The sequence below is a fragment of the Xanthomonas sp. D-36-1 genome, from assembly GCF_017746155.1.
Lineage (GTDB): Bacteria > Pseudomonadota > Gammaproteobacteria > Xanthomonadales > Xanthomonadaceae > Xanthomonas > Xanthomonas cissicola.
Genome location: NZ_JAGHWR010000130.1, coordinates 1 through 1848 on the forward strand (window position 1 = coordinate 1; position 1848 = coordinate 1848).

At 59.0% G+C, this 1848-nt stretch carries 1 protein-coding gene and 2 pseudogenes; 1 reads left to right on the forward strand and 2 read right to left on the reverse strand.

What is annotated here, in order from left to right; genetic code table 11:
* Together J7367_RS22425 and J7367_RS21930 are read right to left on the reverse strand one after the other, a co-directional pair.
* Positions 1–236: pseudogene (locus tag J7367_RS22425) on the reverse strand (hypothetical protein); the annotation flags it as partial.
* Positions 237–310: 74 nt separating this feature from the next.
* Positions 311–1660, reverse strand: a complete 1350-nt coding sequence (locus J7367_RS21930) for a hypothetical protein (protein ID WP_244672365.1) — start codon at positions 1658–1660, stop codon at positions 311–313.
* 2 nt (positions 1661–1662) lie between these two features.
* Here J7367_RS21930 and J7367_RS21935 point away from each other — a divergent pair.
* A pseudogene (locus J7367_RS21935) lies at positions 1663–1848 on the forward strand (IS5/IS1182 family transposase); the annotation flags it as partial.

Sequence of the window (1848 nt, forward strand, 5' to 3'; positions counted from 1 at the left end):
TTGATCAGACCTTCCTTAGGTGTTCGCTGCGTCAGCGACGCAGTCTTGCCAATCACCCATAGCGCTGGCTGATCGAAATAAGTCGTGTCCTCGCTTCTGGAATAGCCTAGCGAGCTGGTCTTTTCCGTACGAAGCGGTCGGGCGAATGCATCCAGGCAGTAAGGACCTGTGCCGCAGCCCGTGGCGACCTGCCAGGTGAAGGATGCTCCGTCCTGCGTCACGGTCTTTCTGATCATGGGACGCACGTAGGCAGCCGACGGCTCATCCCCGCCCGGAAGAATCCCGTAACTGGACGGGAACGTATGGCCTGCTACTTCCTCTTCTCCCAGAAAATCGCGCCGCTCTTGCCGCAGCACCGTCGTACCGTTTGCTGCAAGAGTTGTGACGGCAAGCATTCGACCTTCATTGAGCCCCCAAAGGACACCGAACTCATATGCGTCGTACTGCCCGCCAGGCTGCAACACCCGGACAATCTTGGATCGAGGACAGGTCTCGGCTGGGCAATGGCCGGCGACGGGCTGACGGGTGCCCAGAGGGGATAAGCCTTTTGTCCATAGTCGTACTTCCAGGTCATGGCCTGGGCGATGCCCGGACCGCTGATGGTCTTTGAGACGAGGCTGAAAACATCGTGGAAATTAGCCAGTAGCAGCTGGTAATTGACGCTTTCACCGGAGCTTGCCGGAAGTGGCTGACAGTTGCTCAAACGAACGCCGCTGCGGTAGTGGCGTAAATGCGAGAAGGAGAATGTCGCCACAGCCGAAGACGGATGCGTGACCGTGACAGCGTATTGGCCGTCAGCAACATCGGGCCCGCCACAGTTGGCAGTGATCGCAGCGTCCCAAGCTTGGTACAGGATGGTCCGGCTTCCACCGTACTGATACTGCCAGCGCGCCTGATCCGGCTGCAGGACAGCGGCCAGATCGCCGTTTGCATCGTAGTGATACGTCCAATCCCTACCGTTGGTTGATGCGCGGATCAGGCGCTCGCCATCATAGGCAAGGATAATCGCTCGGCCGTCGCTTGCCGAGATCGATGTGGGGTGGCCGTTACCGTTGTAGGTGAAGGATACGTAGTTGCCGAATCGATCCTCAATTCGGCTAGCCAACAGGTAGACAGTGACCCGCGGCACCAGTGCGCTGCCAGCGCTAATCACACCGGAACTGCGTTCGACTCCCACGTCGAAGGTGTACTTGATGCCGGCTGCAGTAGTCATCACGAAGCCCTCGCCGGGATAGCCATTTGCAGTGGCGCCTTTGCATGAAAAAGCATCCGTGGCCGATGTGGTCCACAGATGTGCGCCCCCGTCAGATGGTGCGAGCGGCGAACCGTCGAGAATCAGCAGCTCGTGATCGCCACGCCCGGGAATATGTACCGAGTTTCCATGCCAAACATCGCGATACTTGACGCTGGACCGGACAGCCGGGTAGAAGACCGCCGAGCAGCGGGCCTTCGGACGATTCAGGATATCCGTGTCCCACTTATAGGCCGCATCGAACGTACCACTGATGGAGGGCACATCTATTTCCCAATTTCCCAAGCCGGCGTATTCCTTGGAGAAGTCGCCCTGCGGTTTGGGCTTGACGATAAGCCGGCGAGCTAGGGAAGGTCTGATCAACTCACCGCAGATGCGCGACACTATCGCCTTATGTAGAGGATTCATCCATGCAGCTGACGTTCGGTGACGCTGAGGGCTTGGGCAAGCGTAAGCAGACCCGGCGCGAGATCTTTCTTGCCGAGATGGAGCAGGTTGTTCCGTGGCAGCAACTGCTTGCCCTGATCGCGCCGCACTATCCAGTGTCGGGGCGGCCAGGTCGGCAGCCGTACGCACTGGCGACGATGTTGCGGATT

Excerpts from the sequence above, each read along its gene's own strand:
- J7367_RS21930 (WP_244672365.1), bottom strand. The coding sequence starts at position 1,660 with ATGAATCCTCTACATAAGGCGATAGTGTCGCGCATCTGCGGTGAGTTG.